This is a genomic window from Adhaeribacter sp. (genome assembly GCF_057359045.1).
This window is the reverse complement of sequence record NZ_JBMQUD010000112.1, coordinates 1-5,902: the sequence shown is the minus strand read 5'-3', so window position 1 is coordinate 5,902 and position 5,902 is coordinate 1. Positions and strand designations below refer to the sequence as shown.

4 protein-coding genes are annotated in these 5,902 nt (G+C 43.4%); 1 reads left to right on the top strand and 3 read right to left on the bottom strand.

Translation table 11 applies throughout. From position 1 onward, the window contains the following. The 3 genes from ACO1R6_RS16990 to ACO1R6_RS16980 all read right to left on the bottom strand — a co-directional run. The coding region (locus ACO1R6_RS16990; protein ID WP_486266198.1) for an acyl-CoA carboxylase subunit beta at window positions 1–1,258 on the bottom strand (1,258 nt) is incomplete at its 3' end. A 135-nt stretch (window positions 1,259–1,393) separates the two neighbouring features. After that, window positions 1,394–3,967, bottom strand: a complete 2,574-nt coding sequence (locus ACO1R6_RS16985; protein ID WP_486266197.1) for an ATP-dependent Clp protease ATP-binding subunit — start codon at window positions 3,965–3,967, stop codon at window positions 1,394–1,396. 93 nt (window positions 3,968–4,060) lie between these two features. Next, a complete protein-coding gene (locus ACO1R6_RS16980) occupies window positions 4,061–4,684 on the bottom strand; it encodes a WbqC family protein (RefSeq protein WP_486266196.1) in 624 nt (207 codons plus the stop codon). 98 nt (window positions 4,685–4,782) lie between these two features. Between ACO1R6_RS16980 and ACO1R6_RS16975 the strand changes: the two genes are divergently transcribed. Then, the gene (locus ACO1R6_RS16975) at window positions 4,783–5,679 is read left to right on the top strand and encodes a lysophospholipid acyltransferase family protein (protein WP_486266195.1); all 897 of its coding nucleotides are present in this window, start codon (window positions 4,783–4,785) and stop codon (window positions 5,677–5,679) included. The last annotated feature ends 223 nt before the right edge of the window (window positions 5,680–5,902 follow it).

Below are 5,902 nucleotides of genomic sequence, written 5' to 3'. Positions count from 1 at the left end.
CGATATGTTTTGAATTCATCACATCATATGCTCCACCATATGCTTTTCGGGTGATTACCGTAATGCGCGGTACGGTTGCTTCGCTGAAAGCATAAAGAAGTTTTGCCCCGTTGCTTATAATAGCATTCCATTCCTGGTCAGTGCCCGGAAGAAAACCGGGAACGTCTTCAAATACCAGCAAGGGAATATTAAAGCAATCGCAAAAACGTACGAACCGGGCAGCTTTGGTGCTGGCATTAATATCTAAAACGCCGGCTAAAACCGCCGGTTGGTTGCCTACAATACCAATACTGCGGCCGGCCAGTCGAGCAAATCCCACTACTATATTTTCGCCAAAATTCTGATGAACTTCAAAAAAACTGCCTTCATCTATAATACCCAAAATAACCTCACGCATGTCGTAAGGCTGATTGGGGTTTTCCGGAATAATATTATTTAATACTTGGCGGCTCTCGTCGGCTTCAGGCTGGTAGGACAGGGCAGGGGCTGGTTCTTCGCAGTTCTGCGGAATATAACTAAGTAATTTTTTTATATTCTGGATGCACTCCAGTTCGTTGGCGCAAGAAAAATGCGTTATGCCACTTTTGGTACTGTGGGTACTGGCCCCACCTAGTTCTTCGGCGGTAACGTTCTCGTGCGTAACAGTTTTTACTACGTTTGGCCCCGTTACAAACATGTACGAGGTTTGTTCAACCATTAAAATAAAATCGGTAATAGCCGGCGAATAAACTGCGCCTCCCGCACAAGGACCCATAACTGCCGAAATTTGCGGAATAACGCCTGAGGCCAGTGTATTGCGGTAAAAAATATCGGCATAGCCGCCTAAAGAAACCACACCTTCCTGAATACGGGCACCGCCAGAATCGTTTAGGCCAATTAATGGTGCGCCGTTATTCATGGCCAAATCCATTATTTTAACAATTTTTTCGGCGTGGGTTTCGGATAAGGAGCCGCCAAAAACGGTAAAATCCTGGGAAAATACATATACCAAGCGGTTATTTATGGTGCCGTAGCCCGTTACTACGCCGTCGCCTAAATAATATTCTTTATCCAAGCCAAAATCTTTGGAGCGGTGCATGACAAATTTTCCGATTTCCTCAAAAGAACCAGGGTCCATGAGTAAATCAATGCGTTCGCGGGCAGTAAGTTTACCTTTTTTATGTTGGGCTTCTATGCGGTCTGTTCCACCTCCTAGTAAAGCTTCGGCATTTTTTTGTTCGAGTATCTGAATTTTACTTAACGCTTTGGTCTCTGACATACAAAAGTTGTATCTACAAGAATCTCCAAATTTAGGAAACTCTTCTGTTTATTCCTGAAAAACAGGCTATTTTATTCTTGTTGAAGCAAAAAAAAAGGCTGACAACTAAGCCAGCCTTTTTTTACCAATAATAATTTATTCACCGGTTTTAGGATCGGCCGGAGTAGATTCTGAAGATTCTTCGGGAAGCTTTGGTTTACCGCTGTTTTCGGAGCGGAACGTTAAAACTTCTTTGTCATCTTCGTGGTCGGCAATAATAATGTCACCGGCATTTACATCGGCTTTTAAGATCTCTTCGGCAATTGGGTCTTCCAAATATTTCTGGATAGCCCGGTTCAGCGGCCGTGCCCCATACTTAGGATCATAACCTTTTTCGGCTACAAAGTCTTTTGCCTTATCGGTCAGTTCTACTTTGTAACCCAGGGTTTCTAAGCGGTTAAACAGCTTGCTCAAGGAGATATCGATAATTTTATGAATATCTTCCCGGCCCAAAGAATTAAACACAATCACATCGTCCAGACGGTTCAGGAATTCCGGCGAGAAAGTTTTTTTCAACGCATTGGAAATGGTTCCTTTCATGATGTCGTCGAGGTTATCTTGTTTGGCTTTGGTAGAGAAACCAATACCCGCTCCAAAATCTTGTAAATCACGGGCCCCAATGTTCGATGTCATGATAATAATGGTGTTCCGGAAGTCTACTTTCCGGCCTAAACCATCGGTTAAAACGCCATCGTCGAGTACCTGTAACAACAGGTTGTAAATATCAGGGTGCGCTTTTTCAATCTCGTCTAACAAGATAACACTGTACGGTTTCCGGCGGATTTTCTCCGTTAACTGACCACCTTCTTCGTAACCCACGTATCCCGGAGGCGCTCCAACCAAACGCGATACACTGAATTTCTCCATGTATTCGCTCATATCAATGCGCACCAGCGCATCATCTTTATCAAACAAATAGGTAGCCAATACTTTGGCTAGCTCCGTTTTACCAACCCCGGTTGGGCCTAAGAATACAAAAGAACCAATTGGTTTTTTCGGGTCTTTTAGACCTACGCGGGTCCGTTGGATAGCTTTTACCAGTTGCTTGATGGCTTTTTCCTGGCCAATTACTTTGTCCTGAAGCTCATTGCCCATGTTTAGTAATTTCTGACCCTCGTTCTGAGCAATCCGTTTTACCGGAATACCGGTCATCATGGCAATTACTTCAGCCACGTTTTCTTCTTTAACGGTATAGCGTTTTTTCTTGGTTTCGTCTTCCCAGTTTTTCTTCGCTACATCTAGTTGGTCGAGCAGGCGTTTTTCTTTATCGCGCAGTTGCGCGGCCTCTTCGTATTTCTGGCTCTTAACTACCCGATTTTTCTCGGTTTTAATATTCTCAATTTGCTCTTCCAGTTTAAGAATATCTTCCGGTACCACAATATTGTTAATGTGTACGCGGGCACCGGCTTCGTCCAGAATATCAATGGCTTTGTCTGGTAAGAAACGGTCGCTCATGTACCGATCCGATAATTTAACGCAGGCTTCAATGGCCTTGTCGGTATAAATTACGTGGTGGTGATCCTGGTATTTATCTTTAATGTTGTTCAGAATCTCAATGGTTTCTTCCGGCGAAGTTGGATCTACCATTACAATCTGGAAACGACGGGCCAAAGCACCATCTTTCTCGATGTACTGACGGTATTCGTCTAAAGTAGTGGCGCCAATGCATTGAATTTCGCCGCGGGCCAAAGCCGGTTTAAACATGTTAGAGGCATCCAAAGATCCGGAAGCGCCACCGGCGCCCACAATGGTATGCAACTCATCAATGAATAAAATAACATCCGGCGATTTTTCCAGCTCGTTCATTACGGCTTTCATCCGCTCTTCAAACTGGCCGCGGTATTTGGTACCGGCTACTAGCGAGGCTAAGTCTAAGGTAACCACGCGTTTGTTAAACAGCACACGCGATACTTTTTTCTGCACAATGCGCAGCGCCAGGCCTTCGGCAATAGCGGTTTTACCTACACCAGGTTCACCAATCAAAATTGGGTTATTTTTCTTCCGGCGGCTCAATACCTGGGCCACCCGCTCAATTTCTTTTTCCCGGCCCACAATTGGGTCCAGTTTATCGTCTTCGGCCAGCTTAGTCAGGTCGCGGCCAAAATTATCGAGTACCGGGGTACGCGATTTTTCGCCGGGTTTTTTAGCAGTGCTGCCCTTAGAAGAGCTGGAGCTGCCAAATAATTTATCGTTATCGTTATCATCATCGGTGTCCGACGATGCCATTGGATTATTGTTCTGATAATCCAAGGAGTCTCTGATTGCTTCGTAGTTCACGTTAAATTTGGCTAGGGTTTGTGATGAAATATTATCTTCATCCCGCAGGATGGAGAGTAATAAATGTTCCGTACCAATAATATCACTCTTAAATATCTTTGCCTCCAGGTACGTAATTTTTAATACTTTCTCGGTTTGCTTCGTAAGCGGAATGCTGCCGGTAATACTGGTATTATGCGATGCGGTATTGCGGGTAGCCTGCTCCAAAGCATATTTAAGTTCGTCTATCGAGACGCCAAGTTTCTTTAACAAGGTAATGGCGGTGCCTTCGCCTTCCCGGATCATGCCTAATAATAAGTGCTCGGTACCTATATAGTCATGCCCCAGGCGAATAGCCTCCTCCCGGCTGAGCGAGATTACCTCTTTCACTCTATTTGAGAATTTAGCTTCCATTTATATTCTAAAAAATAAAAAGTAAGTAAAGTTTAGTTTTATTTGATGCTTGCCCAACAGCTTTTGCCTCTCTACATAACAAGCAGTGCTTTTTTATATTTCGGGGGCGGCAGGGGTAACTTGCAAATAAAATACAGTTTCCGGGCCTTGTAAAAACAATACATCAATTATACTTAAGTCAGGTACAAATTGTTTGCCAAATACCTGATTGTATGCCTTATTGTCCAAAATGGCAGAATTTAATTTGGGATGTATCTTACCCCGGCAATCGGCAACCTCTTCCGGATACGTCGGAATATACGATTGGGTAAACGAAATCGGTTTTTTAATATTCAGGCATTTAAAGTAAAAACGCAAAAGCTGCAAATTTAATTCGAATAAGTACCTGGTTTTTTCGGCATAAATCTGGTGCAGGTAATCGCTGTAGTAAGTAAAGAACGGGGCACTGCCATACGCCGACCGGATACTGCGCCAGTGCACGTTTATCCAATTCTGACTGTAATCAATTTCTAGTTCGGTTATTCTGGTTTTTCGGTTTCCTTTCTTTACCGGAATAGTTAAATTCTGCGGACCATGCGCCGTCAGAATCCGGCACCTATTGCGGTAACTTTGTTTAATGTAATGTTCGTGTTGTTCAATTAAAATACTATCGGCCCGGAGCACCCGCTCAAAATATGAGATACTTGGGTTATATTGTATTTCGGTTAATAAAATCATGGAGTTTAAGCAGCAGCCTTTTGACTTTTGCTATATTAGCACAATTTTATCTTAATTCGATTTTAAATTAAGAATTACTTTTTACAAGAACAAATATCGTGCTTAAAAAACTAAACCTGCGCAAACGGGATTACCCGCTCTGGTTTTTGCTGCAAGGTTTGTCGCATTTACCGTTTGGCGTCCTGTATGTATTGGCCGATGCCGTATACTTTTTGCTTTATTATGGCATACGCTACCGCCGGAAAGTTGTTTATACAAATTTAAAGAATTCTTTCCCTGATAAAGGAACTGCTGATATTGAGGTAATTGCCAAACAATTTTACCGTAACCTGGCTGATATTATTTTTGAAACGATTAAGCTGGGCAGTATTTCGGCCGCCGAGTTGCAGAAAAGAGTAGTTTACCGCCACACTTCTGTATTACAACAATACATAGATGCTGGAAGTTCGGTTATTGCTTTAAGCTCCCATGCCGGCAACTGGGAATGGGAACTGGCTGCATCGCCGCCGGTTTTTACGGCCCCCATGGATGGCGTGTATAAACCCTTGAGTAATTCTTTCTTTGAAATTTACCTGCGGTTTTTGCGGAGCCGGCTGGGGGCTTACCCGGTACGCATGAAAGAAGTATTGCGGCATTTGCTCCGGCACCGGCAGGAACCCCGCATCCTGTGTTTACTTTCCGACCAGATTCCGCCCCGCGGCGAAATACAATACTGGACAAACTTTTTAAACCAGGATACGGCTTTTTACGTGGGTGCCGATAAACTGGCGGCCGCTTTTAAGTACCCGGTAGTATTTGTAGGGGGGCGCAAAATTAAACGAGGCTACTACGAATACACTTTTGAATTATTGGCCGAACCCGGGAAAGTGGTCGCCGCAGATGGTTATGCGGTAATTGAAGTTTACGCCCGCAAACTGGAAGATTGGGTGCAACGCTATCCGGCCGATTATTTGTGGTCGCACCGCCGCTGGAAACACCAGCGCCCAACCCAATAAGAGCATGGCCGGAAATTAAGCCAGGTATAAATTAATTATTTTATGTACTGAAATTTGCTGCCAATTTAATTATAAAATTATTAGATAAATTTGTGTTTTTGTAACTATAAGTAACTTGTTGGTTAAATTTTAGGTAAAATTAATTATAATTTCCCCAGTTTTACCGCTGAATCAGACTTTACCCGACATGCTAAAAAGCTTAAAGCCCAGATTTTTTAACCGG

What these genes read in the sequence shown, in the direction of transcription:
- ACO1R6_RS16985 (WP_486266197.1), bottom strand. Translation starts at nt 3,967, where the DNA reads ATGGAAGCTAAATTCTCAAATAGAGTGAAAGAGGTAATCTCGCTCAGC.
- ACO1R6_RS16980 (WP_486266196.1), bottom strand. Translation starts at nt 4,684, where the DNA reads ATGATTTTATTAACCGAAATACAATATAACCCAAGTATCTCATATTTT.